23 protein-coding genes and 1 riboswitch are annotated in these 24,937 nt (G+C 53.6%); of the genes, 5 read left to right on the top strand and 18 right to left on the bottom strand.

What is annotated here, in order from left to right; genetic code table 11:
- Window positions 1-128 precede the first annotated feature (128 nt).
- Together FHS30_RS01805 and FHS30_RS01800 are read left to right on the top strand one after the other, a co-directional pair.
- Entirely contained in the window at window positions 129-713 is a 585-nt protein-coding gene (locus tag FHS30_RS01805) for a DNA-3-methyladenine glycosylase I (RefSeq protein WP_183907713.1), read from the top strand.
- Window positions 714-900: 187 nt separating this feature from the next.
- A complete protein-coding gene (locus tag FHS30_RS01800; RefSeq protein WP_183907711.1) occupies window positions 901-1,662 on the top strand; it encodes a PEP-CTERM sorting domain-containing protein in 762 nt (253 codons plus the stop codon).
- Window positions 1,663-1,746: 84 nt separating this feature from the next.
- Here FHS30_RS01800 and FHS30_RS01795 read toward each other — a convergent pair whose 3' ends face one another.
- From FHS30_RS01795 to FHS30_RS01785, 3 genes are all read right to left on the bottom strand, one after another.
- A complete protein-coding gene (locus FHS30_RS01795; protein ID WP_183907709.1) occupies window positions 1,747-2,208 on the bottom strand; it encodes a helix-turn-helix domain-containing protein in 462 nt (153 codons plus the stop codon).
- A gap of 128 nt (window positions 2,209-2,336) precedes the next feature.
- Window positions 2,337-3,617, bottom strand: a complete 1,281-nt coding sequence (locus FHS30_RS01790) for a S41 family peptidase (protein WP_183907707.1) — start codon at window positions 3,615-3,617, stop codon at window positions 2,337-2,339.
- 50 nt (window positions 3,618-3,667) lie between these two features.
- Window positions 3,668-4,735 carry a helix-turn-helix domain-containing protein gene (locus tag FHS30_RS01785; protein ID WP_183907705.1) on the bottom strand — a complete coding sequence of 356 codons (1,068 nt, stop codon included), beginning with the start codon at window positions 4,733-4,735 and terminating at the stop codon, window positions 3,668-3,670.
- A 396-nt stretch (window positions 4,736-5,131) separates the two neighbouring features.
- On the opposite strand from FHS30_RS01785, the gene FHS30_RS01780 reads away from it, so the two are divergent.
- Window positions 5,132-6,073, top strand: coding sequence for a LysR family transcriptional regulator (locus FHS30_RS01780; protein WP_183907704.1), 942 nt, complete (start codon window positions 5,132-5,134; stop codon window positions 6,071-6,073).
- Window positions 6,074-6,240: 167 nt separating this feature from the next.
- Here the strand turns inward: FHS30_RS01780 and FHS30_RS01775 are convergent, their stop codons facing one another.
- On the bottom strand, window positions 6,241-8,979 hold the full coding sequence (locus tag FHS30_RS01775) for a M16 family metallopeptidase (protein WP_183907702.1): 2,739 nt from the start codon (window positions 8,977-8,979) through the stop codon (window positions 6,241-6,243).
- Window positions 8,980-9,216: 237 nt separating this feature from the next.
- Entirely contained in the window at window positions 9,217-9,915 is a 699-nt protein-coding gene (locus FHS30_RS01770) for a hypothetical protein (RefSeq protein WP_183907700.1), read from the bottom strand.
- Window positions 9,916-10,116: 201 nt separating this feature from the next.
- Between FHS30_RS01770 and FHS30_RS01765 the strand changes: the two genes are divergently transcribed.
- Window positions 10,117-11,481, top strand: coding sequence for a M28 family peptidase (locus tag FHS30_RS01765; RefSeq protein WP_183907698.1), 1,365 nt, complete (start codon window positions 10,117-10,119; stop codon window positions 11,479-11,481).
- A gap of 72 nt (window positions 11,482-11,553) precedes the next feature.
- On the opposite strand, the gene FHS30_RS01760 is transcribed toward FHS30_RS01765, so the two are convergent.
- The 13 genes from FHS30_RS01760 to FHS30_RS01700 all read right to left on the bottom strand — a co-directional run bounded on the left by FHS30_RS01760 (window position 11,554) and on the right by FHS30_RS01700 (window position 23,241).
- Complete coding sequence (locus FHS30_RS01760; protein ID WP_183907696.1) at window positions 11,554-12,351, bottom strand: S1/P1 nuclease; 798 nt, start codon at window positions 12,349-12,351, stop codon at window positions 11,554-11,556.
- A gap of 66 nt (window positions 12,352-12,417) precedes the next feature.
- A complete protein-coding gene (locus FHS30_RS01755; protein WP_183907694.1) occupies window positions 12,418-13,128 on the bottom strand; it encodes a DUF2799 domain-containing protein in 711 nt (236 codons plus the stop codon).
- A gap of 160 nt (window positions 13,129-13,288) precedes the next feature.
- Window positions 13,289-13,585, bottom strand: a complete 297-nt coding sequence (locus FHS30_RS01750; RefSeq protein WP_183907692.1) for a hypothetical protein — start codon at window positions 13,583-13,585, stop codon at window positions 13,289-13,291.
- Window positions 13,586-13,916: 331 nt separating this feature from the next.
- Window positions 13,917-15,182, bottom strand: a complete 1,266-nt coding sequence (locus FHS30_RS01745; protein WP_183907690.1) for an amidohydrolase family protein — start codon at window positions 15,180-15,182, stop codon at window positions 13,917-13,919.
- Window positions 15,179-16,585 (bottom strand): amidohydrolase, encoded by a 1,407-nt coding sequence (locus tag FHS30_RS01740; RefSeq protein WP_183907688.1) that lies wholly within the window; start codon window positions 16,583-16,585, stop codon window positions 15,179-15,181. The genes FHS30_RS01745 and FHS30_RS01740 overlap by 4 nt, the downstream gene beginning before the upstream one ends.
- 142 nt (window positions 16,586-16,727) lie before the next feature.
- Window positions 16,728-18,650, bottom strand: coding sequence for a TonB-dependent receptor domain-containing protein (locus FHS30_RS01735; protein WP_183907686.1), 1,923 nt, complete (start codon window positions 18,648-18,650; stop codon window positions 16,728-16,730).
- A gap of 139 nt (window positions 18,651-18,789) precedes the next feature.
- Window positions 18,790-18,944, bottom strand: a riboswitch (cobalamin riboswitch).
- 212 nt (window positions 18,945-19,156) lie between these two features.
- A complete protein-coding gene (locus tag FHS30_RS01730; protein ID WP_183907683.1) occupies window positions 19,157-19,651 on the bottom strand; it encodes a hypothetical protein in 495 nt (164 codons plus the stop codon).
- An 856-nt stretch (window positions 19,652-20,507) separates the two neighbouring features.
- Complete coding sequence (locus tag FHS30_RS01725) at window positions 20,508-21,029, bottom strand: hypothetical protein (protein ID WP_183907682.1); 522 nt, start codon at window positions 21,027-21,029, stop codon at window positions 20,508-20,510.
- A gap of 208 nt (window positions 21,030-21,237) precedes the next feature.
- On the bottom strand, window positions 21,238-21,546 hold the full coding sequence (locus FHS30_RS01720; protein WP_183907680.1) for a hypothetical protein: 309 nt from the start codon (window positions 21,544-21,546) through the stop codon (window positions 21,238-21,240).
- A 111-nt stretch (window positions 21,547-21,657) separates the two neighbouring features.
- Window positions 21,658-21,918: a hypothetical protein gene (locus tag FHS30_RS01715; RefSeq protein WP_183909286.1), complete on the bottom strand. Its 261-nt coding sequence runs from the start codon at window positions 21,916-21,918 to the stop codon at window positions 21,658-21,660.
- A 130-nt stretch (window positions 21,919-22,048) separates the two neighbouring features.
- Window positions 22,049-22,300, bottom strand: coding sequence for a hypothetical protein (locus tag FHS30_RS01710; protein WP_183907678.1), 252 nt, complete (start codon window positions 22,298-22,300; stop codon window positions 22,049-22,051).
- A 79-nt stretch (window positions 22,301-22,379) separates the two neighbouring features.
- Complete coding sequence (locus tag FHS30_RS01705) at window positions 22,380-22,781, bottom strand: hypothetical protein (RefSeq protein ID WP_183907676.1); 402 nt, start codon at window positions 22,779-22,781, stop codon at window positions 22,380-22,382.
- Between the two features lie 112 nt (window positions 22,782-22,893).
- On the bottom strand, window positions 22,894-23,241 hold the full coding sequence (locus tag FHS30_RS01700) for an Imm8 family immunity protein (RefSeq protein WP_183907674.1): 348 nt from the start codon (window positions 23,239-23,241) through the stop codon (window positions 22,894-22,896).
- A gap of 861 nt (window positions 23,242-24,102) precedes the next feature.
- Between FHS30_RS01700 and FHS30_RS01695 the strand changes: the two genes are divergently transcribed.
- Window positions 24,103-24,816, top strand: a complete 714-nt coding sequence (locus FHS30_RS01695) for a transposase (RefSeq protein WP_183907672.1) — start codon at window positions 24,103-24,105, stop codon at window positions 24,814-24,816.
- Window positions 24,817-24,937: the final 121 nt, after the last annotated feature.

Below are 24,937 nucleotides of genomic sequence, written 5' to 3'. Positions count from 1 at the left end.
ACAGGAGCAGACAGCAACTCTGTAACCGCGCTAACCTCATCGTTTTCACCCAGCCAAAATAGAATCCACAAAGTGTAGACGACACTCGCCCACTGGCGGCAAACTAGCCATTAATGGAGGCCAAAATCATGCAAGACCCTCGCTGCCACTGGTGCCACGGCGACGCCCTGTACCAGCAATACCACGATCAGGAATGGGGTCGGCCACTGTTCGATGAACAATCGCTGTTTGAATTTTTGCTGTTAGAAGGTGCTCAGGCGGGGCTCAGCTGGATCACGGTGCTGCGTAAACGAGAGCACTATCGAGCGGCCTTCGACGGCTTTGACCCCGTCAAAATTGCCCGCTATAGCCCCGCAAAAATTGAAAAGTTGCTGCAAAACCCGGGCATTATTCGCAATCGCCTCAAGGTCAGCAGCGCCGTTAAAAATGCCCGCGCATGGCTCGACCTAAAAGAGTCGGGCCAAGATCCAGTGGCCTTTTTCTGGGATTTTGTCGATGGCCGCCCGCTCCAAAACAACCGCAAAAAGATGGCGGACATACCGGCGAGCACGCCCCTGTCTGATCGTCTGAGCAAAGCCCTGAAGCAGGCCGGCTTCAATTTTGTGGGGTCCACCATTTGTTATGCGCACATGCAGGCCACCGGCATGGTGAACGATCATCTGGTCAGCTGCCCAGCGCACGGGGAATGCCTAGCCCTTGCCAAGGCGCTTTAGCGTTCGACGTGTCGGAATTATTTACAGCTGCCTGTTTGATAACATAGCAACCGGTTGTTTTTAAAGGGTTTTTCTGAATGGCCCAAGTATTGCTAGCAATGATTGAGACGACACATTGACTGTGTCCGTGGTGGCGCTGAAGCAGCGCCCCTCATTATCCTGACATTTACAAGGACGCTAGCCCACGATGAACCAGCTTATAAAAGCGACTGCCCTCACACTGCTTGCCAGCCTGCCCATGACCGCCTCCGCCAGCCTATTGAGTGTTTGGGATAGCGACTGGCAACAAATGACCCCAACATCCGGCAATGGCGACGGCCCTGTAGGCCCAGGCGTTGGCGGCCAGCCCTTTGACGTTGAATTTTTAATGTACAAATTTGACGCCAGCACCAACACCCTGCATGTGGGCTTGCAAACGGGCTTCGATATTATCGATGCCGACAACAACGGCTACACCCACACGGATGGCAAAACCTATTACAACGGCGACTTGGCCCTGTCGTTTGACGGCAGCACCAGCCGCTACGAATACGCCCTCGATTTTGGCAATCTAACCAAGGGTTACTACGGCACCAACTTAGGTACTGACGCCGCCGGCTTGTATCAGGTGAGCAGCTGGAACACCGAAGTCTATTCCGGCCACGGTGTGTCCAACCCCTTCGCCATGGCCAGCGGCACGTTAAAAGTTGCGGGCAATAGCAGCAACTTTACTGAAGGTTTCGCAACCGGTGCAGATGGCAAGAAGTCTTACTACAACATGTTCAGCTTTAACATTGGCGCCATTGGCCTGCTCGGTGATTTCGGTCTAGACGCCCATTGGACCATGTCCTGCGGCAACGACTACCTAGATGCCCACGCCGATGTATACGTACCAGAACCCGCACCTTTTGCCCTGCTGGGCCTGGGCTTGCTGGGCTTGGGTTTCATGCGTCGACGCGCAGCCCAATAAGCATATCGTCACCCACAAAAAAGGCGCCTTTGGCGCCTTTTTTATTGCCTTCACAACTGCATTTCTGCAACTGCATTTCCACATCTACAATTTGCGGCCCAACTTGCGCTCTACCAATTTGCGCTCCCAGTCGGCGCTGCCAAAGCGGATCACCTCAAAGGCACTCAGGCCGTGCACCAGCACACCCACGCCCCAGCCCGCAAAACCCCAGATCATTAAGCTAGACAGCTCTTTGCCCACCACCAAAAACGCCACGCAAAAAATCACGTACATAAACGCATGGCTAAAAAATTCTTTGACGCCCTTGATGTACTCCACGGCGTCGTTCTCTTGTTGCGTTACGTTAGTTTCGGTTGTCATAGTCGGTGCTCCGTCCTGAAAAATTGAATGCTCGACCTCAAACACCGCCGCCAATGATTTTGCCGTTTCCAAACCCGGTTGATGGCCCCGCTCCAACCGTTGAATGGTGCGCACAGTGACACCCGTCATTTCGGCCAGTTGTTCTTGGGACCATCCGCGCTGCAGTCTGAGCTTGCGTAAAATCATTGTGTTGCCTTGTGTGTTGAGGTGAGTAAATCTTCCGTGAAAACAGACAGTTGCAACACGAAGTCTACCTGAAAAACACCTGAAATTGACCCGAAATCAACCTGAAACCGACCCGAAATCATCGCCCATTACGGGTTCTCAGCGGCCGCATGCACCAAGACATCAATATCTCTCAAGATCCACTCAAGAGGCACATCGCGCCCGGCAAAGTAAGCATCTGCTGGCCACGCCACCGGCACATCGGGCTGCAGGCCCGGCGTGGCATGGTCCGTAAAACGGTATCGGCGCTTAGAGACCATCACCTGCCAACCGGCATTGGGCAGGCGAAATGAATCGGCGTCTTGGTAGCCCACGGGATTAGCACCTGTGGGCTCACCCACCAACCGAGCATTTAAAATTTGTCGATATTGCGCCGCATTGCTCATAGCCGCGGAATAGGTGTGACGTCCTATCAGCACATACACGCCCTGCCGCCAATCCAGTTGATCGAGCAGCACCAGCCCATGCGCCAGTACCAAACCCACAAAGAAGTCGCCGCCGCCATTGTTGCGCAGATCGATTATCACTCGCCTAACCTTGTGCTCGGCGAGCGACGCGTTCAGCGCCTCAGCCCATGCTCGCGCTTCGCCATAGGGCGGGTAGTGATCAAATTGCAGATAGGCGGTGGCAGTGTCCGAGCGAAGATAGGTAGATAGCCCCGGTACAGAAGGTGAGATGGGTTGAAAACCATAGGTTTCCCAGCTGGGCGCCACCGCTAAATCCTCGCCCGCTTGTTGCCACGGCAATGTGAGTGAAACGAGCTTGCCTGAGGCTAGCTCTACCTCCACCTCAACGCCAGCGTCTGCCACTGCTACTCCCGCGCCCGCGAGTACTTCCGCCACTGAGGCGGCGCGCGCATAGGCCGCGCGCGCTGAATGAACATTTTCTACGGACGGCAAACACCCGGTAAGCGCAGCTGACAGGGCCATTTCCGTCAGGCCGCCAATGCGCTGCAGTCGCGCGCCCAACAAATGCCCATACGCGGAGCTGGTCTTTACCACGCGCAGGCCATCCTCAAACCAGCGCCAGCGCAGGGGTAAATTGCGGTGTGTACGGCCCCAGTAGTTGACCTGCGTATGGCCATCGCCGATAGCCGCCGTTAAACACATTAGCTCCCGCAAAATACCCACCTCGCTTATATTCGGCAGGCGATCGCGGAGCTGCCGCACGCGATTATTGAAGTCCGACTCGGGCAATTGATGAAATAAATCGATATGGCGCTTGCGCAACGACTGCTCAAAACTCACCAAGTCCTCACGCCAAGCTACAACCTGTTCTGGTTCGAGGGTTTGCGCGCCGAGCGGTGTGGCAATGACTCCCACAAGGGCTAGCAACCGCCCCACCCAACACGTCAATCTCATAACATTCATCGCACAATCTCCGCTTTTTTAAGGAGCGGTGAGCTTGGCAGCTAAAGACGTCAGTGGCGTTCGCAATCTGGATTGCGAACGCCGGTTGCGGGCCGGCGCTGGTATTGACTGGGCGTACAACCCGTCACTTTTTTAAAGGCCGTGTTAAAACTGGTTTTAGAGTTGAAGCCCTGCGCCAATCCCAACTGGAGCAGTGAAGATACCGGCTCGCGAGCTGCGTGTAAGTGCTCACACACCGCCTGCACCCTAAGTCCGTTGATATAATCGCAAAAACTTTGGCCTGCACCGGCGTTGATTGCCCACGACACCAATTTTTCCTGCAACCCCAGCTGTTCTGCCACATCGCGCAGCGACAAGCGCGGCTGGCGAAAACAGCCATGGCTGCGCAGGTGGGTATCGATGGCATCAAATATGGGCGCAGCATCTGCGGTGTCTGGCGGGTGATCCGGATTCCCCGCTGGGGCCTGCACCAAAGAAATACCCGCAAATAGCGATGGCTGGTGGACGGCTTTAAGCACCAAATAGCCCGTCATGAATGCATACAGCGCGCTATTGAGCGTGTACCAAGGCAACAATATCCCGAGCGGCAGCTGCCCCTGCAAATGAAGTCGAACGTGGTCTTGCACTTCCATCACAATCCAAAAACACAGCACGTTGCGCAACCAATAGAGGGCCTGCTCATCCGCGTCGGATCGCTGCTCGCGCGACTGCTGATGATAGCGCCTCAACAGACTCAGGGCCGACAGGGTATACAACAATTGGCTCAGGCTGGCCGCCACTAACACCCACTGGGGCCAAGCGGTAAAGGGCAGCGCCAATAGCACGGGCGCACCGTGCAGGGCCCATTGCCTGGGCGGCATAGTGGATGCACCCACCACTTGGCGCGTGAAAAAATACAGCGCTGGGCCAAACCCAAGCATTAGCGCCGGAGTCACTAACGGGCCACGCCAGAGCGCGAGCTCCTCGGACAGGTTAAATAGGTGCAGCAGCGCCTGCAGGCCCAACAACAGCCCCATGGCCCGCAGGCGACGCTGCGGCCACACAATGGCAATACCAAGCAGGCACCAGGCCAGCGATACGATCTGAATGAGATTGACCGGTAGAAGGCTGAAGGACATGGAACAATAAATTCATCGCGGAAATAAGAGTCGCTAGGCTAGACGCTCCGAAGGCATGTGCCAAGGACCGCGTGCGCAAAACGTCTGGAGCCATGCAGTAGGTTCGCTCGGGCAGAGCATCGGCCGCGCGCAGTGATGTAAAGCGGCGCCTCCGGTGCGCAAGTCGAATTCCCTCCAATTTCGATTGCCCAAAAAAAAACCCCGCCGAAGCGGGGTGAATCTGACGCTATCTGAACAAGTTCAGAGGGGTAAACTGTGCCGCTCACGGCAAGTCGGGGGAGAGCATCCCCCGCGCTCAACACACCTTACGGCATGCATTGTCGAGCAGATTAATTCACACAGTGATATTCTGCTACTGACTTATCTTCACACCATATATGAATTTTATTCACACCCATGAATATCGACCAGCTCGCTCGCCTCGACCTCAACTTGCTAATTACCCTGCATCTATTGCTAGAGGAGCGGCAGGTATCGCGTGTGGCGGAGCGGTTACATGTCACCCAATCGACGGTTAGCAAAGCGCTGGCGCGCTTGCGCTCGGCACTTGGCGACCCGCTGTTTACCCGAGGCCCACAGGGATTAACGCCCTCGCCCATGGCGCTGGCTATGGCACCGGCACTGGCCCAATGGCTGCGCGATGCCGACCAGCTACTACTGCCCCAAGGGTTTGACAGCCGCAGCTACCAAGGCCAATTCAAATTGGCACTGGGTGAATATTTGGGCGTTGCGGTCATGCCGGCATTGGTGGCGCGCCTTGCCGCACAGGCGCCCGGCATCTGCCTGAGTGCCGCCGCCCACGAGTCCAACCCACTCAAGCAATTGGCTGAGGGCGAGCTGGACTTCGCCGTACAATTGGAGCGCCAGCATTACGGCGCCGGCTTTGAAGTCACCCCCTTGGGCAACATTCAGCCCTGCCTATTGATGCGGCGCGACCACCCGCTGGCGCGCCCTGCACAGGTCAGCTGGCAGGCTTTTACGCAATACCCGCAGGTGCGCCTGTCGGTGGGCGACTTTCGTCAATTGCATTTTTGGCAGCAGGATGCGCGCCTGGCCGACTACGAACGGCAGCTGCACTATGTGCTGGAAACCAGCCATTTGATGACCGCGGTGGAAGTCCTGCTGCGCACCGACGCGGTGATGCTCGGCCCGCCTATGCTGGCCGTGAGTCCGCGCCTGCGCGATCTGTTGGTGGGCCGCGATATCCCCAGCGCCGACGCGGCCCCACTCAACACCCTAATGCGTTACGTGCTGGTACAACACCGGCGCACCCAGCGATCTGTGCCCCACGACTGGCTGCGCGAGCAATTGCTGAGTGTCTGCGATTTATTGAATTGAATGCGATCAACGCCCTAGTGCAGTCCTCCGCCACAGGTGCGCGTTGTTAATGGTGCTATTTATCATTTGTCATGTGCCCGATTGCGAATTGATTGCCAGTAAGCTTTTCATCTGCCAAAAAAAAAGCCGGTACAGAGTACCGGCCTTTACTGAGTCAACTACCGCAATTACCGCACGGCGTTGCCATCCACATCGAGCACTTTGATGTCGCCGAGATTGAGCGACTTAATGCCCGCTTCAATCTTGCTCAAGTCGCCCACAATTACCCAGGTCAATTTATCGGGAGTCATATTGGTCTTGGCCACTTGACGCACTTGATCAACAGTGAGCGCTTTGACGCGATCGGCATAGGTCACCACATAATCGTCCGGACGATCAAAACGCACTTGGCTGCTCATGGCTCCCAAAACCGCGTTCATGGTTTCGTAGCTGCCGGGCAACTTCGCCACTTCATTAAGCTGGTAGCGCTGCAATTCCTCTGCTTGTGCGGGATTTTTGCCGAGGTATTCCTGCAGCTCGCGCGCAACTTCCTGAACCGACTCTTTGGTCTTATCGGTTTGCACCGGGGCATAGGCCATCAACGGCTGCTGCGCCACGGCGTCTACCATGAAGGTATAGGCGCCGTAAGCCCAGTGCTTGTCTTCACGCAAGTTCATGTTCAAACGCGCGGTGAAAGCGCCACCCAAAATGGTGTTGGCCATGTCCAGCGCCAAATTGTCAGCTGACTTAGCCGAGCCCACCAATTGCCCCGCAAAAATAATCGACTGCTCAGCACCGGGCTTGTCAATCAAGTAGACGCTCGCCTTGGCGGGCGGCTGTACCGATTGCATTTGCTTGGCACCCTTGTCCGCCGAAGGTGCTTTCCATTTACCAAAGGCGCGCTCCAGTTCTGGCTTCAATTCCTCCATAGACATGGCACCCACTGCCACCAGTGTGGCGTTGTCTGGACGAATCCAGCGCGCGTGGAATTGCTTCATGTCGTCGATGCTAATGCTATTCACACTGGCCTCGGTGCCTGAACCGGTCAGGGGAATACCATAGGCGTGCTGATCGCCATACAACAGCGGCGGCAGTGTGCGCAGCGCCATAGACACCGGCTGTGATTTTTCTTGTGCGATACCGGCCAGCGTCAAAGCGCGCTTGCGCTCAACATCGCCTTTGCGGAACGCAGGGTTTTGCAAAATATCGGCATAAACGTCGAGGGTGTCGCGCAGATTGACGGTCAGTGCTGACACGTTGAAACTGGTCACATCCACATTGTTATTGACGCTCCACACGGCGCCCAGCGCTTCGAGTTGCTCGGCAATTTCCAGCGCATCGCGCTTTTTGGTGCCCTCTAACATGACGCTACTGGTGAACTTTGTGATACCCAGTTTGCTGCCAAAATCGGCCGCGTAACCGGCGTCAAACATCAGCGACATGTTCACCTGTGGCACTGTATCGCGGCGGGCGTAAACAACGTTTAATCCATTCGCCAATTCCGTGCGCTCAATGGCTGGGAAGCTCAACTGCGGCACGTCACCGGCATCGGGGATTTTTGAGCGGTCTGCATCTTTTCCAGAGGCCGCTAATTTCGGAAAGGGGGTCACTTCCAACACCAAATCGCCTTCAGACAACCAGCGCTTGGCCACCTTCTGCACGTCTTTAGTGGTGGCCTCTTCCATGGTTAACAGGCTCTTCTTAAAGGCGCCCGGATCATCCATGTACACAGCGTTAGACGCCAAAATGTCAGACTTGCCGCCCCAACCACCGACTTTTTCAGAGCCGCGTACAAAGCTGGCAAACAGGCTAGTGCGCACGCGCTCCAGCTCTTTTTTGTCCGGCCCTTTTTTCAAAAAGCGTGCGATTTCTTCGTCGATCACTTGCTCAACCTGTGCCAACTCAACGCCGGGTTTAGCATCGGCCACAAGGGTAAAGAGGCTCGCCAATTCGAAGGGCCAGTAGGCCACACTCACACTGGTGGCGATTTGATCTTCGTGTACTAAGCGCTTGTACAGGCGCGAATTTTTTCCACCGGCCAGCAGCTCGGCCACGATCTGCATGACATCGCTGTCGCTGTTGGCCAGCTCGGCGGTGTTCCAAGATTTATAGAGGCGCGCTTGTGGTACGCGATCTTGTGTTTGTACGCGCTTTTGCTCGGTGCGCTTAGCAACCCACGCCTTGGGGCGATCCAGGGGCTCACCGGGCGAGACAAAGCCAAAATATTTTTCTGCTTTTGCTTTTGCGGTTTCCACGTCGATATCACCGGCCAAGACGACCACCGCATTCGAAGCACCATAGTACTCGTGGAACCAGGCTTTTACGTCCTCCAGTGACGCCGCATTCAAATCTTCCATTGAGCCAATGGTGCTCCAGGAATAAGGATGCCCTTCGGGAAAGGCCGCCTCCTGAATCATCTCCCAGGATTTGCCATAGGGCTGATTTTCACCTTGACGCTTTTCGTTTTGCACTACACCGCGCTGCTCATCCAGCTTGGCCTGATCGATGGCACCCAACATGTGGCCCATGCGATCCGACTCCATCCACAGCGCCATATCCAGCGCGGGCGTGGGCACGGTTTCAAAGTAGTTGGTGCGATCCAACCAAGTGGTGCCATTCATGCCAGTGGCACCGGCCTTTTCGAAGGGCTCAAAAAATTCGCCAGGGGCATTCTCGCTGCCGTTAAACATCAAGTGTTCAAATAGATGCGCAAAGCCGGTTTTACCCGGTTTTTCATCCTTGGAGCCCACGTGATACCACACGTTCACCGCCACCACCGGCGCCTTGCGATCGGTGTGTACCACCACGCGCAAGCCGTTATCTAGGGTAAAGGTTTCATAGGGGATTTTGACGGAATCGGTGAGGGGGCCAGCATAGGCACCCGCAGCAAACATCATGCAGGCAGCGGCCAAGGGTTTTTTGAACATGGGCAAACTCCATTTGTGGATTATTCTGGCGCCGGATCGCGGCGCCGGACAAATGTAGCATCTTTACCCAGCCAACCCTACCCAACAAGCATCTTTGTCGCAGCACGAGGGGCACTTACCGCACTATTTGGTGTTGCCTGTTTATTGGCAAAACACGCCACACACGCACGCAACCATCAGGTGCCGGCGAGCATGGCCGCGGCAGTGCAGCTCACTTGTCAATTTGCATCCTGGGCACTAGAACCCCTTGGCCAAGGTGCGTCGTAACGCGAAAAAGCTCAACACCAGACCGGTCAAGACAAATACAAAAGCCAGCCATGCGAACACGCGAAGCAGTGTGTTATTGAAATCTTCGCCTTCGCCATAATCCATGATGTGCAAGCGCCAGAGCGCGTCGTACCACACCCAGTAATCAGAGCGCACCAATCGATAATTTCCCATGGGGCCAAAGTACAAGCGCACGCCATCGAACTCCGCCAGCCACAAGCCCGCTCGACCACCGGTTTCATCCACTAGCCCCAGCAGGCGCGATTCAGGTTCCGCCAACCACCGCACAGTCACTGGGGCATCCGGCCCGATGTATAACTGGCGCGCAAAGTCGGCAATCTGAGCCTCGGTCGCGTGCGGTGCGGGCCGACCATCGGCCTGCATCCAGCTGTCGCCCTCAGCGTACTGCGCATGCATGAGCACACCCTGGGCACTGGCCACCGCACTGAGGCTGTGCAGCGGCGGCAATCCCTGCGCACCCTGCTGCCAATTGGCAGGCAATTCGGCGGCCGCGGGGGGCGCCACGAAGTCGCCACCCTTTACCAGTGACTTAAACGGCACCGTGGCAAAAAATATTCCGCCCAGCACCCATAAAAAAATCTGCAAAAACACAAAGTAAGACAGCCACTTGTGCATGCTCCACACGGTTTTTCTAAACTTTACGGCCATTGTTTTTATCTACACTCGTCAATAAGAATTTTTATTGTGCAAACCTGCGCGCTACACACCAATTATTCCAATCCATTGCGAGCGCCGATCCACGGCGCATGTGATTGCGTCGTTGAGACGCAGCGCAACGGCGAACAATGACAGGTTTTCATTGCGGCGTTAAGCCCCTAAACTGCCGCCTTCATTTACCGGAGGCACCCCATGAGTTTACGCATTTTGTTCCCCGCCCTCATCGCCATCGCACTCACGGCCTGCGCAACACCGCAGCCCGAAGATGCCGCAACGTCACTGCGCGAACACGCGCTGCAAGACCAGGCCGGCTACGCGTTTGTGCGCGATCTCACCACTGAAGTCGGCCCCCGCATGGGCGGTACCGAGGCCGACGCCCGTGCCGTGGCCTGGACCAAAGCGCGCTTCGAGCAAATGGGCTTCGACAAGGTGTGGACCGAACCCGTCACCTTCCCCCAGTGGCAGCGCACGCACGAGCGCGCCCATGTACTGGGTAAGTTCCCGCAGCCGCTACACATTACCGCGCTCGGCGGCTCGGTGGGTACCGATGGCGAACTGCAGGGCGAAGTGGTCATGGTGGATGACTATGCCGCGCTCGTCGCAACGCCCAGTGCCCGCGTAAAAGACAAAATTGTGTTCATTAAAAATCGCATGCGCAAACACAAAGAAGGCGCGGGCTATGGCGAAGCTGTGATCGCGCGTGGCAAAGGCGCCCTCGAAGCGGAAGCGAAAGGCGCAAAGGCGTTGTTGATTCGCTCTATCGGCACCGACAGCCACCGCTTCGCCCATACCGGCATGATGAGCATGAGTGCCGGCAGCCCGCAGATTCCCGCTGCCGCACTGAGCAACCCCGACGCCGATCAGCTGGAGCGATTGATTGCCAAAGGCAAGGTGAACCTAAGCTTGGACATCAACGTCGGCTGGACCGGCGAATACACGTCCCACAACGTCATCGCAGAAATTACCGGCAACAAAAAACCCGACGAAATCATTGTCATCGGCGGCCACTTAGACAGCTGGGATTTAGGCACGGGCGCGCTGGATGACGGTGCGGGAGTCGCCATTACCGCCGGCGCAGCCTACCAATTCATCAAGCACCGCCTGCGTCCCGGGCGCACTATTCGCGTGGTCGCATTTTCCAATGAAGAACAGGGCTTAGTGGGTGCCAAAGCTTACGCCAAGGCACACGCCAATGAATTGGATCGCCACATTGTGGCCTCTGAATCCGACTTCGGCGCGGGCCCCATCTGGGCACTTAAAACGCGCTTGAACAATGCCGACGAAGCCTTCATTGCGCGTGCAACCGCACTGCTAAAACCACTCGGTATTGAATACTTAGGGAACGACGCCACCAGCGGCGGGCCAGACATTATTCCTCTGGCTGAAAAGGGCGTGCAACTGTTCCAGTTAAAGCAAGATGGCACTGACTACTTTGACTATCACCACACCGCCGACGACACCTTGGACAAAATAGATCCCGTGGCGTTTAACCAAAACATTGCCGCCTGGACGGTGATGCTGCATTTATTTGCCAATGAATGGCAAATGGATCAATAAATCTTACCACTAGCTCAGCTCTACAATAAAAAGGGCCAGCAATGCAGGCCCTTTTTATTGCTTAAGTCTCAGCTAGTTTTTGCGCGCTGCAAAAATGGCGTTTAGCTTGCCCGCCAAGCGAATTCCCGCCTGCTGCATGCGCAAATTGATGGTCGCTTTATTGCGAAAATTGTAATCCCAACTCAAGGCGATATCCGCGCCTTTTTGATCGCCAAAATCGTAAACCTGCGCGCGCAGAGCTTTCGATTCTGCGGCCCACTCACCATAGCTTGCAGACTGCCAGCGCCCGATTTGTTCCGGCGTTATGGTATCCAAAAACACGGTGTATTCGGTGTAACTCAACTGCTCCAGCTGAATCATTTCTGTATCCCACACCTTGTGCAGATTAGAGGGCGCACCCTGCCACAAGAGCTTTACTGTATTGCCGCCCAGATCATCGCCGTTTCCCACATGCAATGGCTGATGCACATCGCCAACAAAATGTGTAAAGAATGCCAATGCCTGCCACTTAGCTTCGGCACTGGCTGATCGATCGCGCAGCACCGCCTCAAATTTGGGCAGTGCTTGCAGCACATCGCCGGCTTTTTCGCGGGGGTAGTTATCTACCGTAAACTCATCTCTGATGGTGACAAAATGCCAAGGCGTGGCGCGCGTCCAAGTGGAATCTGAATATAAAAAATCAGGCCAAGTGGATAACTGCGCAAGAGGCTGGCCCCGTGTGATTTCGTTGACGGCGGCGCGGGCCTCGGGCGTCAAATGGTATTCGGCCAACTGCGCCACGATGCGGTGACCATTTGCGCCCAACGCCAAGGCGTGTGTGGCAAAACCACTGAGTACGATTGCCAGCGGCAATATAAAACCTAGCTTCATCATTCAGTCCAGCAACTAAAAAAGGGGCATACTTTCGACAGCGTATGCACGTATAAATGACAGTGATTAGATATCGTTGAGTTGCGCATGCAAGGCTTCTAATTCAACCTCAACCCGCCGATATTCCCGCTTGAGCCGCTTGCGCTCATCGCGGTGATTTTTAATATCCAACAGCGCCTTCACTCGATCATCCGCGCTGCTTTCAGCACTCACAATGACAGCTTCAGAATCGGCAATGAACTCATCCTGCTGTAGCATGCTGTGCTCGATGTCAGCCAGCTCAGACTCCAGTGCTCGAACCGACTGCTCAAGTGCGTAGCGCGCCTGCCCGCTCATGTGGCCCTGACTGTATTCTGGATAGCGCGCCTCGGGGCAATTGCGATTCATCCCATGACCGCGCATTGCCGAGTCGTAGCCACTTTCGTAAGTGCAATAACGGCTCACACCCTCTTGATAACCGGAGGCAAAGTCCTCATAGCGTCGGCTTGAGCACTGGCCATTGTAGTTACTGCCCGAGCTGCCCAGCCGCAGGCCCGTTTCATAACTGCAATACTCGTCGAGCCCCGCCTGATGACCGCGCTTGAAGGCACCGAAATCCGCTTTGATATTGTGATCAGCACAATCCGCCTGATATTGATTAAAGCTGGTGGCACTCTGCCCCTGTGCGCCGTGCTTGTAGCCCACTGCCTGCCAATCGGCCAGCTGGCACTCCTCTTTATTCATGGTGGCACAGCCGGAGATCAGCAGGATCAAACCCAGACAAAGGTACTTATTCATTTTCGCGCTCTCGATTTTCAGATATTCAAATATTTATGGCGATCGGGTCAGTGTGCGGACCACAGGCCCGATCACTGGCAGTAAATATCCAGCATAGCGGACCCTAGCTGAATATTGTGTGAACGAACACTGCAAGGCTCACCGTTTCACGGCCCAGTGGTCAGCTGCCCCATTGCGTAAACACGCCCACGGCCAACTCTGCCCATAACACTAAAAAGATAATGGCGAACGCAGCAATAACCTGCACGCGGTAATGTTTAGCCACATTATTCAGCACCAACAACAGCAGACTGCCCAGCCCTAGCAATAATCCACCCATCACCAGAAAATCCAGCCCTTGCCAGTCAACCTCCTCTGTAAACTGCATGGCAATCAAAGGCACCGAAAGCAGGGCAGCGGTTGATAGTACAAGCCCCAGCAACGCGTGGCGCGAAATACCTGAAAGTTGAATCTGCATAGGCCCCCTCAGTGTCCTATCAGGTCAAGCAGCGAAGAAACCACTATATTAACTGGGGCATGATGCGTCTACTATTTCGCACAGCGTCACCTTGCACTGCTCGCCCATGGCGAAAGAACCCATCGCGCGCTACTCGCTGATAAAGATCTGCCGCTAATGGCCCGAGTGAATTACCAAGGAAAATATCGCTTGGTCTCAAGCTCACTATTGTATTGCACTTGATGACCAGCACCGCCATCACAATCGGGCCGCGTACATTTAGCGCGGTTTCGCGCTCTTTTATTCACACATAAAAAAAGCGGCCGAAGCCGCTTTTAACATTTGCGCAATATTATTTCGCAGACAATCGCTCGAAGTAGCGATCGCGCAGCATGGTCGCGCGCGTCACCATGGGCGCCACTTTACCGGCGGCCATGACCAGTTCAGGCTCACTGGTGACTTCCAGCGGATCGCCGCTCCACAGCACCAAATCAGCGGGGCCGCCCTGAATGACATCGCCAGCCACGGGCGCGTTAAAAATGCGCGCGGGGTTGGCGGTCATGGCGGCAATGGCTACGTGCTTGTCGAGGCCATTGGCCACGGCATTGCCCGCAGATTGGCGCACCAGATAGGCACTGTGGGTGTTGTGCCAGCTCATGCCCGTGAACATCAAGGTAATGCCCGCCTTGTGCAACATCACCACATTGTCCAAACGCGAACCGAGTGACTCATAACCAGAAGGCAAGTTGTTGATGGGATCGATGATGACCGGCACCTTAGCGCTGGCAATATCTGCCGCCACCATCCAGCCCTCTTCAACACCACTTAAAATCAACTTGAGCTTGTAGGCCTTGGCCAATTTTAAAATGGCGCGAATGTCGGCGGCGCGCTGCACTTTTACAATTAACGGCTGCTCACCCTTTAACACCGGCACCAAGGCTTCGGCATCCATCAAGCTGATGCTGTAGGTGCGACGATCGCCGGCAAGGGCGGCCGCTTTATTCGCGCTGTAGTCTTGCACGTCGGCAAATGCTTGACGCAACAATGCCAGTGCCGAGGCCCGCGACCCGCCCGCCAACTCGACGCCGTGCTCGCTGAAGTCCACCGCCACGGCCACACTTTCATGCACCACACGGGGGGTGTTGCCCAGCTGCACCAGGGCCACTTGTCCGGCAAATAACCCGGTGGCCGCGCGCGGCATCACCAACGCATGGGTTAATCCGTGGGCGCGGTTGTGCGGCAATAACGTGGAGTTGGGATTGAACGCATCGGCCACTTTGAATGCCGCGGTGATGTCGGTGCGCGTGGTCATTGAATCAACGGTTTGCTCAATGGCCGCCACTTCAACCACACCCAATTGGGTCTCGCTGTTAAACAGGCCGGCGGTAATGGACTTGCCGCGGCCATCGATGGTGCGATCGGCTTTGTAGGTCAGGTTGCTGCCCAAGGCCTCAATGCGGCCGTTATTGACGAACACATCCGTTGCCGGCAATAGCTTTTGCGCGGTGTAAACATCCGCACCTTTAATCAATACCGATTCTGCCGACACGCTGGCGGCCAACACCAATCCAAGGGCGGTAGCGAATGGCTTCACGAAAGTTTTGCTGAATAGGTTCATGGGCGCACCTCCCCGGCTTCCAAAATTCCCAAATTAAAATCGCTGGTGGGCGCGACGCTCGCATCATTGCGGTCGAAGCGCAGCACGCCGTCGATCCACACTTTCTCTGCGTGGGCGTAAACGCTCATGGGGTTTGCATCCCACAGCACGATGTCGGCATTTTTGCCCGCTTCCAGCGATCCTATTTGATCCTCTAAGCCGAGCGATTTAGCGGGGTTGAGCGTGGCCCATTTGATGGCATCGCCCGCGGTGAGCCCCAGGCCTAAACGGTTGCCTGCACTCATGGCCTTGGCCACTTCTTGGTTCAGCCGCTGCACTTGAATGGGGTCGTCGGAGTGAATAACAGCACAGGCTTTGGCGTAATCCACCAGTGCGATATTCTCGCGCACCATGTCGAAGGCCTCTTGCTTAAAGCCCCACCAGTCAGCCCACATCACCGCACAAATGCCTTCTTTGGCCAGCATCGGGGCAGCTTTGTAACCTTCGATGGCGTGGTGGAAGGCGGCAATTTTGTAGCCGAATTCTTTCGCCATGTCGATCATCTGCGCCATTTCGTCAACTTTGTAGCAGTGATTGTGAATGCGAATGTCGCCTTCCAACACACCGACCAAAGTTTCCAAACGCAAATCGCGCGTGGGCGCATCGGCCTCTTCACCGGCTTCCACTTTTTTGATGTAGTCGTCCCAGCTTTTTTTGTAACCCGCGGCTTCAATCCACGCGCTCCGGTAGCCCGCCATGTTACCCATGCGGGTGGAGGGCAACTGGCCCTTGCCGCCGTAAAAGCGCTTGGGGTTTTCGCCGCAGGCCATTTTCAGGCTGTAGGGCGCGCCCGGAAATTTCATGGCCTGCACGGTTGTGGCGGGCACGTTTTTCAAGGTCACGCCGCGGCCACCAATCAAGTTACCCGAGCCCGGCAAAATCTGTACGGTGGTCACACCACCGGCCAAGGCTTTCTCAAATTGCGGATCTTCCGGCCAGACCGAGTGTTCGGCCCACACCTGCGCCGTCACCGGCGATGTCATTTCATTGCCGTCGGCGTGGTTGGCGGTACCCGGTGCGGGGTAGACACCCATGTGCGAGTGCACATCGATCAATCCTGGAGTCACCCACTTGCCTTTGCCGTCCACAATGGTGGCGCCATCGGGCACTTGCAGCCCTTCACCCACGGCTACAATTTTGCCGTCTTTGACTACAAGATCGGTGGCCTCGGCTTGCTCACCGTTACCGATGAGTAAATTGGCACCCTTAATTAATAAAGTGCCAGCGGCATTGGCTTGATAGGTAGAGGGAAAGGGGTCTTTATTGGGCAATTCTAGCGTGGGCTTGGCCTTTTCAGGTTCACCGCAGGCACCCAAGGCGAGTGCAATGGCGGCGGCCAGGCCGGTAGAGAGTAACCGGTTCATCGCGCGTCCTTTGTGTTATGGGGGTGAAGATATGAGACGATGCTGCCGCCTAATGCCGCAATGGGCTCTGCCCGAGCGCGTCACAGCGCCACAAAAAAGCCGGCTGAATAGCCGGCTTTTCAACAAAAGATAAGAGGCAACACTAGAAGCTATAGCGCGCGCCCACAGATCCATTCACACCGTCTTGGTAGAAGCCCTGCACCAAGGTGTAGTCCTTATCCAACACATTGTTCACCTTGGCTTCCAGCACCAATTCGCGCGACAGATTCCACGCCAAACGCGCATTGAGCAAACCATAGCCCGCCAATGACAGGGTGTTGGCGGCATCGGCATAGCGCTTTGAACGCGCCTCCACAGCCAAGGCCAAAGTTAGGTCGCCTAGGCGCCGGCTGATATCGGCATTGAATAACTGCGCGGCGCGATTGGGCAACGCCTTGCCGCTGGCATCGTCTTCGGCATCGAGCCAGGTGTAATTTGCCGCCAACTGCCATTCGCCCAGCGCGGCGTCGAACTCCACCTCTGCACCCAAGATGGTGGCCTTGGCCACATTGCTTGGCTGCCAATTGCCGCTCATTGTGGGCGCCCACGCAATTAAATCATCCACCTTATTTTCAAACACATTGACGGCCAGCTGCACGTTGCCGCGCGCAAAACGCGCGCCCACTTCCACGTTGGTCGATGTCTCTGGCTGCAAATCGGGATTGCCCGCGTTCGGCCAATACAAATCGTTAAAGGTCGGGGCTTTAAACGCGGTGCCGGTGCTGGCGAGCAAGGTCCAGCTATCGCTGAGCTGATAGCCATAGGCCAAGCTGCCGGTATTGGCAGTGCCAAATTGCGCGTTGTCTTCCGTGCGCGCAGAGGCCACCAGATCGTGCTCTCCCACGCGTGCCTGGTATTGACCAAACACACCCGTGCTGGCGCGATCATCCACGTCATAACCCACAAACTCAACGCTATAACTCCAATCGGGCGCGTAGATGCGATTTTCAAGCTGCCCATCCACTTTGTCGTTCAGATAGTCCACGCCCAAGGTGAGCATTTGATCTTCAGTCAGAGCGAAGTCATTTTGCCAGCTCGCGGTTTCGCGCTCCGTTTCAATGCGGTTGCGACCGCCCCAATTGGCAATTGCAGCGGCGCGGATGTGATCATCTTGCTCACTTTTATCCTGTGCAAAACCTAGGCGCAGCTGACTGCTCCAGATGTCCGTCAGCTGTGCCTGCAGGCCTAGGTCGGCACTGCCATTGGCAAAGCGCGCAAAGGGGCGACAATCGATCACACAGAATGCGCTGTCGGTATCGGCCTCACCCTCTTGATACTGAAGATTGGCCGACAGGCTAAGCGCATCGGCCAACTGATGCCCGGCACTCAGGGCCACGCGATTGGCGGAGTAGCCATCGTCGTCACCGCTTAGACCGCTATCGTCCACCGAGCGATCGAAACCATCGGTGCTGTTGTGGCTGAACACCATGCGCAGGTGGCTGCGTTCCGTTTTATAACCGAGCGTTGTGCGCAAATGCTGCTCATTGTGTGAGCCGTAGCTGCCCGCCACGCCCATTGTCAGGCCGGGCTCAGATGCCTTGCGGGTAAAAATTTGCAGGATGCCGCCAATGGCGTCGGCGCCGTACAAACTGGAGCGCGGGCCGCGCACCAACTCGATGCGCTCAATGGCCGCGGGATCGAGCGTCTCTAGTGCGGCAATACCCAAGGTGGCCGAGCCAACGCGCACACCATCCACCAGCACCAACAAGTGCCCCGCGTTGGTACCGCGCACAAAGGCGCTGCTGTTTGCACCGCGCCCACCGCGCTGAATAATGTCCACCCCAGTAAAACCTCTGAGCAGTGCCGGCAAATCGGGCGCCTGTAGCGCGGCGATATCATCCGCGCTCAGCACACTCACGGGCGCCAGAGTTTCGGTCAACGGCTGCGCGGTGCGCGTGGCTGTCACCAACACCTCTTCGGTTTCAATTTCCGTCGTCGCGTCAACGCCTGCGGCATCGGCGGCCAGGGCGTGAGCGTGCACGGCGAATGCCAGCGAGGCAATAAAGCCAGATTTAATCAGTGTCATAAAAACTCCCCAATCACATGAATTAAGTGTTGAGGGAGGGAGAAGAGTGGGTGCGAAACGGCGGCGCAAGCCTGCCCGAAAAAGACATCCACCGATGCAGCCCTCCGCTACGTCGTGTTCCCGCCACATCAAGGCATGAGCGGGGCAGCGCAAAGTGGCTGGTATCGGGCTTATGACGCTGACAATTCAGGTCAATCACCGTTGCGGGGGCAGCGCCGGAATACCGGCTTCCCATTTATCCCGTATCAAACTCGGATAGCTCACCGAGTCACACAGGCACCATTTGCGATGGCGCGCAGTTTACGCCTATCGACGCGCAGGTCAAGGCGCATCCCATGCAGGCTAAAGAAGAAAATACGCTAGTGCTCTTTATGGTGGACAGTTCAAGTTCGCCCGCGACCACTAAATTCCCGCCGGTCACCTGTGGTTTTCGGCAGAGTCCAGGATACCTAAAAAGTAGGAGTGGGTGCGGTGGCGTAAAGTTTGGGGCCTACCCTTTTTTCAAGCTATTTTAAAAATACTCCGCCTATCCTCATAACATACCAGCCGTCCCCAAGAGAAATAGTGCAGGCACCAGATGAAAATGATTCACGACATTGCTCTACACTTCCAAGACCCTCAACTCCCCGATGGATACTATACTCAACCCATCGCAACCCTTCTTCCTTTGCGCCGATGCGTATCCTAAACACTCCAGCACCAAAGCTCCCAGTATATACACCCAGGGAACTAAGCGTAGCTACAGCTTCAGCAATAAAACCTTCAGGACAAATTTCCTTTTCCGATATGGAATCTTCAGTATATAGACACGTATCCACAACCCAACGGAAATAAGTACGACGGGCAACGTTTTTTGATTTATCGCTTAATAGATTTAAGACATGTTTGTTTGTTTTATAAAAGTCGATGACTAAATCATCACTAAGCTCTTCACTCTGACAAGAAAGCGAGAAACAGACCGAAACAACCAACAACACCCTACTTAACATTTTCCTACTCACCTAAGACATCCATCATAAGCAACTATCAAGGATCAAGGGGTCACCCTTTAGCCAAAAAGCGTAGGCGGTAAAATCTTCCTCCGAGGCGAAACACGCTTGGCGGTTAGTACCACGCTGAATGATATGTAGTGGAATGCCGGGCAAACACAGGCGCGGTAAGCGAGCCATAGATCGTCCTTGATCATTGGTTAGTTTGATTAAGTAACAATAACGGCTAGTGGGACTTTTTCAAACTGTTAGGGAGTTTTTACACTGACCCCAAACTTCCTTTACTTCACTCTAGCCCGATTGATTACTTCGAAATTTACCTTACTGTTTTAAAGTAACTAGCAATGCCTGTATCTTCATCTATAAAATAGACTTCACCACTAAAAGTCGTAGCCAAAACACTCCCATCCTTTGCTCTAGTCAGACCAACGAAAACATTTGAACTGTCTTGCCATCGAACTCTATCTGATACTCCTGACCTCCACAGCAACTTACCTTCCTTAGAGTACTTATGAACCCAGATGTCGGAAAAGTTCATTAGCTCACTTGAACTCTGCGACGGCCTAAACAACACATAGTAACAATCATTCATATCCAATCGTTGAACTTCTACTTTCTCACTCATACAACGTCCAAATATCTCTATGAAGTTTTGGGTCAGTGCAATAACTCCCGCCCCAACATTCGACTATTTTGACCTACTATCCGGGCCTCGCTTCACCGGATCATGTGGTAAAGGGGTCGGAGTAAATTATATCAATTGCAAACTAGATTAATTCACTCCGACCCGTTTATTAAGCACTTACAATACTTCTAGCGATGCACTAAAAAGCAGAGCACATTAACGCCGTGCTAAGCATCGCCAACATCACGGGGTCAAAGGTAGGTTCACATCGACATCAACCCAATTATATACCTGATCTTTAATACGCTGATTTTTCGACTCGAAAGTAAGCACAACCAAGATGTATTTGTTCTCAACAACACGCTGGTATATCTCATAAGTCAAATCGCCACCTTCATCCAAACAAGTATTGACAACGGAATCAAACCCCATCTTGTGCGAAAAACCGCTTGACACTTTCTTACCTACCGGGCATTCAAAACGGTCACCCTCTAGTCTTTTCGAAACATCCTCCAGCATAACAATCTCAGTAAATGTTGTTACACTTACATCAAACGCACCTCCATTTACACCAACCGACTTAAGCCTTGACCGAAAAACGCCCCTCGTTTTTTCAGGCTTCTCAAGTCTAACAGTAATAGTATCACTGACATTCACCTGCACCCCCTGAAGATCAAATTCATTTGACTTCTTCGCGCACCCAAGAATGAAGACGAAGATCAGAGAAACCTTTAATAAATACGATTTACTTTTGAAATTTTTCATTGGCTTCTAGCTTACGCTTCAACTCTTCCAATTCAATTCTTTTTTGAATAAGCTGCTTTCGTAGCTAGCCTCTAAACTTATGGATCAATGGGTCCACGGAATCACAGATGGTAAAGGGGTCGGAGTAAATAATATCAATTGCAAACTAGGTTAATTCACTCCGACCCGTTTATTAATGCACTACAAAGTAGAGCACATTAACGCCGTGCTAAGCACCGCCAACATCAAAGCCTGTTAGGGCCGAAAGCAGCGCTGTGATGAACAACAGAGCAAAGAATACAGCAATGTTTTTAAATGCCTTTTTTCTATACATTCTTCCTTGCTCATTTAGTCCATTTCTTACCCAAAGAACATTGGTTTTATTAAATGAAACAAAGCTGTTTCTTTTTACTGTCTCGCTGGCTGCATTCGATGCAGCCCTAGACATGAAATATAAACCTTTAAAAAAGCATACCACGCCAACAACTAATGTTATTGCAAAGCTCAATAGAGTGAGTGCTACTCCGACGATTTCCATAATAGTACTTAACGCAAAACTGTGGGGCGGCTGGAGCGCAGTGTAAGCCGTCCCAGCCACGATAGTGGCGACAACAGCGCCTTGTTATGTGTATTTAAAAGCTGCATTGTATTACCAACCACACAGCAATGTTTTTAACCGACTAACAAATGTAGCGGGTCTAATATTTTCAATATCTGAACTTTCAAAGTCATACTTACCGCCACCCTCTCCCGATGCAGGAACAAAAGCCTTGGCTGAATGTACCGATAAACCACGGATGACCCTACCACTTTTTAACCTGACATCTACCCGATAAAAGTCCCAATGTAGATTGCGGCCACATTTTTTCTGCAGGTGACTAGGGATAGATATCGAAATGTCAGGATTCACAGAACTTCCTTAAACATATAACGCCTTGCTAACCGGCAGCCGTGTGCGAAGCACGCTTTAGGCTGTCCAGTGGAGGCCGCTTTTTGGCCGGAACGGTGGTTGAGCAACTTGTTATGTGTGGGTGCTGGCACTAACCACCACCCGGCATGCCGCCACCAGATTCTTTAGTATAATCTTGGCCGCTTTCACTAGACCAAAACCTTGGTAAAATACGTTTTGGTACGAGAAGCACCCCTAGCAATGGAATGAACCAAACAGCTAAATATAATAAAGCACGCTCCTTTGATGATGCAGAAGAGCGTGAAATATCAATGGTAACTTTAATGTTCACGTATATTACGAGAAGCAAAAAGATACCTGATATTGCTAGCAAAATTTCCATACTCATTTACACATAACGCCGGTGGCAAGGGCGAGCGAAAGCGAGTCCCGCGGCGATAGCCGCGAATTGGCCACCCTTGTTAGTTTTGATCAACATGTATAAGGCCGCTTTGTCTACACATAAAAGGACCATCCTTTGCCGCGATTCCACATGCTAGTGAACTATAAGATGAATTTGGCAAGAACTCTATGACACATTCAATCGATAGAACCTTTACATGTCCGAAGCCAAATGTGTTACCTCTGTCTTTGATGTAAAGAATCGCACCATCTTTAATAGCATCTGGTAGCCTTGGATAGTCTCTATATTCAGCATTAGGGCTCTCCAAATGCTGGTAATACTCAACCAATTCATCAAACATCAATCTAAGTGAATCCGCAATCTTATCAGGACTACCATTGCATTTGGATGGTTCACTTGCAGTGACCGTACAGTTGAAAGCCAGCGTAAGGACCAGAATAAGAATCGAAAATATCTTCATAAAAAACTAACGCCTCAAACACCGGCTTGGTGAAGCTGGCGGCTTTTTTGGAACAAAAAAGGTGACAGCTTTACCAAGTCCGCGTGCTTTGACTTGTTATGCGATGACACTCCTAAGCCCCTTTATATGGTTGATAGTTTTCATACTCCCAGTGCATAAATTGGGATAATTGCCCTGAAACACCTGCCCAATTTATGCCCTGGCATTGCTCTAAAATAGACTCTACTTCAGCTATCACTTTTGGCCATGAATACTCATTTAGAATAATTGCGTGCTTCGCAGAATCTTTGCCATGAAGGTTATTTGGAGTAACGATACGAACTTGAAAATTATCCCCAGCTTCACTATCTGGACCGATGGTAAAGTTCATCCAAAAATCGACATCAAAAACATCATCAGGTACCCACTTATCAATCGGGTCATGATCAGTGGAATCGTAGCTAATGATGATTGGTTTCATCTGTTCTCTCTGAGCGCATAACAGCCTTATTCAATGCCTCGGAGGCGTAATATATTACGCCTCCGAGGCACATATCCAGAGCTGGACCTTCGTGCCAGCCCAAACTCCCGTTTAATTTCAGTAACTTACCACATTTAAATTCAGCGGGCGTAAAATAATACGCCTCCGAGGCATATATCCTAGTAACGCATTTTTCCCAGCGTTATTAAAGTCACCCACCCTAACAAAACATTCCCAGTCACCACTACAACGGCAAATCTACAACCACCCACCACACTCCAAAAGGCCACTCCCCCCAGCACTTCGCAAGCCACAGGGATGTGGCGCGAGCGACTCAATGCAGGGACGCATTGATGGAGCGGTGAAGTGGTGGGGGGAGTGGGCGCCTGCGCGACACTTTTGCGGCCCTGTCAAAAAATCTGGGCGTTCGATATAGAACTGCAATAGTTACCGAAGGCTAAGTTCAGAAAAAATAATGACGCTTAAAAAATATTCTGTGCTAATCAGAAAATGAAATGATAAAAAAGCAAACCGAAGCCTCACCTCGATCTGAGCTACAACCCCTCACAACACACCCGCCACGCATACAAACACGCCTTCGCTAAATCCGTGTGGTGCGGCAAGTGCGCCACTTGATCTTTGCTCGGCACGGGCATGGTTTGCAGTTCGCCTTCGGCTTTTTCTGCGCGCGCGCAGATCAATCAGATCAATGGGGTCAGAGTCATTGATCCTCGCCTTTCCTGAGTGATGGATCTCCCCATGGTGTGTTAGGCTCTACCCATCCTGCAATTAACGACAAGGATGTCGGTATCAGCAATCAGATTTGCCAATCACCAAGCCAGAATTTCAAGGAGGAAATGAATGGCCCGCTTACCCCGCTTGTATTTTCCCGGTTGTGCACAGCATGTGATTCAGCGCGGCAATAATCGCAGCGCGTGTTTCTTCGACGAATCAGACTACAAAGCCTACTTGAGCTTTTTGAAAGAAGCTGCTGAGAAGTATTCGGTGGCGATTCACGCATTCGTGTTAATGACCAACCATGTGCACTTGCTGGTGACGCCGGCCGATGCCGAAGGCGTGAGCCGCATGATGCAGTCTTTGGGGCGCAAGTATGTGCAATACGTCAACTTTACCTACCGGCGCACGGGCACCCTGTGGGAGGGGCGGTATAAATCCACATTGGTAGACGCCAATCATTACTTGTTAACGGTATATCGCTACATTGAACTCAACCCCGTGCGCGCGGCCATGGTGGATCACGCCGCCAATTACCCCTGGTCAAGTTTTCAGGGCAATGGGTTGGGGAAGCCGGTTCAGTTGCTCACGCCCCATGCGCTGTATCAGCAGCTGGGTGCCACTGAGGATACACGCCAGCGCGCCTACCGGGCACTGTTTCGCGGGCGCATGGCAGAGCGTGATCTGACCGACATACGAACGGCCATCAACTCGGCTTGGGTGTTGGGCAATGACCGGTTTAAAGCTCAGATTGAAGCGCACTTGGGTCGACGGGTAGAACCTAAAGCGCGCGGCGGTGATCGGAAATCAGAGGCTTTTAGGGAGAGTCGGGGTCAATGACTCTGACCCCATTGATCGCATTGATCGCACTTGGGTCGACGGGTAGAACCTAAAGCGCGCGGCGGTGATCGGAAATCAGAGGCTTTTAGGGAGAGTCGGGGTCAATGACTCTGACCCCATT

The sequence above is a fragment of the Simiduia aestuariiviva genome (assembly GCF_014192475.1).
GTDB classification, from domain to species: Bacteria; Pseudomonadota; Gammaproteobacteria; order Pseudomonadales; family Cellvibrionaceae; genus Simiduia; species Simiduia aestuariiviva.
This window is presented reverse-complemented; position numbering and strand designations above follow the sequence as displayed.

Coding starts and splice junctions, on each gene's coding strand:
- FHS30_RS01805 (WP_183907713.1), top strand. CDS start 129: ATGCAAGACCCTCGCTGCCACTGGTGCCACGGCGACGCCCTGTACCAG.
- FHS30_RS01800 (WP_183907711.1), top strand. CDS start 901: ATGAACCAGCTTATAAAAGCGACTGCCCTCACACTGCTTGCCAGCCTG.
- FHS30_RS01795 (WP_183907709.1), bottom strand. CDS start 2,208: ATGATTTTACGCAAGCTCAGACTGCAGCGCGGATGGTCCCAAGAACAA.
- FHS30_RS01790 (WP_183907707.1), bottom strand. CDS start 3,617: ATGAATGTTATGAGATTGACGTGTTGGGTGGGGCGGTTGCTAGCCCTT.
- FHS30_RS01785 (WP_183907705.1), bottom strand. CDS start 4,735: ATGTCCTTCAGCCTTCTACCGGTCAATCTCATTCAGATCGTATCGCTG.
- FHS30_RS01780 (WP_183907704.1), top strand. CDS start 5,132: ATGAATATCGACCAGCTCGCTCGCCTCGACCTCAACTTGCTAATTACC.
- FHS30_RS01775 (WP_183907702.1), bottom strand. CDS start 8,979: ATGTTCAAAAAACCCTTGGCCGCTGCCTGCATGATGTTTGCTGCGGGT.
- FHS30_RS01770 (WP_183907700.1), bottom strand. CDS start 9,915: ATGGCCGTAAAGTTTAGAAAAACCGTGTGGAGCATGCACAAGTGGCTG.
- FHS30_RS01765 (WP_183907698.1), top strand. CDS start 10,117: ATGAGTTTACGCATTTTGTTCCCCGCCCTCATCGCCATCGCACTCACG.
- FHS30_RS01760 (WP_183907696.1), bottom strand. CDS start 12,351: ATGAAGCTAGGTTTTATATTGCCGCTGGCAATCGTACTCAGTGGTTTT.
- FHS30_RS01755 (WP_183907694.1), bottom strand. CDS start 13,128: ATGAATAAGTACCTTTGTCTGGGTTTGATCCTGCTGATCTCCGGCTGT.
- FHS30_RS01750 (WP_183907692.1), bottom strand. CDS start 13,585: ATGCAGATTCAACTTTCAGGTATTTCGCGCCACGCGTTGCTGGGGCTT.
- FHS30_RS01745 (WP_183907690.1), bottom strand. CDS start 15,182: ATGAACCTATTCAGCAAAACTTTCGTGAAGCCATTCGCTACCGCCCTT.
- FHS30_RS01740 (WP_183907688.1), bottom strand. CDS start 16,585: ATGAACCGGTTACTCTCTACCGGCCTGGCCGCCGCCATTGCACTCGCC.
- FHS30_RS01735 (WP_183907686.1), bottom strand. CDS start 18,650: ATGACACTGATTAAATCTGGCTTTATTGCCTCGCTGGCATTCGCCGTG.
- FHS30_RS01725 (WP_183907682.1), bottom strand. CDS start 21,029: ATGAAAAATTTCAAAAGTAAATCGTATTTATTAAAGGTTTCTCTGATC.
- FHS30_RS01720 (WP_183907680.1), bottom strand. CDS start 21,546: ATGGAAATCGTCGGAGTAGCACTCACTCTATTGAGCTTTGCAATAACA.
- FHS30_RS01710 (WP_183907678.1), bottom strand. CDS start 22,300: ATGGAAATTTTGCTAGCAATATCAGGTATCTTTTTGCTTCTCGTAATA.
- FHS30_RS01705 (WP_183907676.1), bottom strand. CDS start 22,781: ATGAAGATATTTTCGATTCTTATTCTGGTCCTTACGCTGGCTTTCAAC.
- FHS30_RS01700 (WP_183907674.1), bottom strand. CDS start 23,241: ATGAAACCAATCATCATTAGCTACGATTCCACTGATCATGACCCGATT.
- FHS30_RS01695 (WP_183907672.1), top strand. CDS start 24,103: ATGGCCCGCTTACCCCGCTTGTATTTTCCCGGTTGTGCACAGCATGTG.